At 43.3% G+C, this 436-nt stretch carries 1 protein-coding gene; it reads right to left on the bottom strand.

What is annotated here, in order from left to right:
• Nucleotides 1-106: 106 nt before the first annotated feature.
• Nucleotides 107-436, bottom strand: a 330-nt coding sequence (locus AAHB12_RS31370; protein WP_342048956.1) for a hypothetical protein, incomplete at its 5' end; no start/stop codon positions are given.

Genomic DNA, 436 nt, shown 5'->3' with positions numbered 1-436 from the left:
ATTTTTTTGTGGCTGCTTCCCCTATTATTTGACGGTGAGTGAAGCCGTACACAGTGGGAAAGCAGCCGTGACATAAGCTATTAAAGAGCGGGCCTTGCTTGTGGTATTACTTTAAGAGCTGTTCCAGCAATGGATCAAGATTACCGGTTTGCTCGACTTCTTTAATTTCACGTTTCGTAATACCACTTAAATCATTAACAGGAGCATACCCATTTTTGAATTTAATCTGAACGGCTGTTCCTGCTGGCTGCGGTGCTTTCTGAGCGATTCCCGCACGGTGAAAGGCTCCAACAACGTAATTATGTACACGTTCTTGTTCCTGCATAAGTATATGCAAATCACGGACAGCACTCATGTATGCGGCTTTTCGTACCTTTAATTCATGTTCAATTTCTTGGGAATCCAGTTTCATTTGCGGCTGGATGGTTTCACGGTA

Source organism: Bacillus sp. OTU530, from assembly GCF_038440375.1.
The sequence above is the reverse complement of the archived record's forward strand: the minus strand, read 5'-3'. Positions and strand labels throughout refer to the sequence as shown.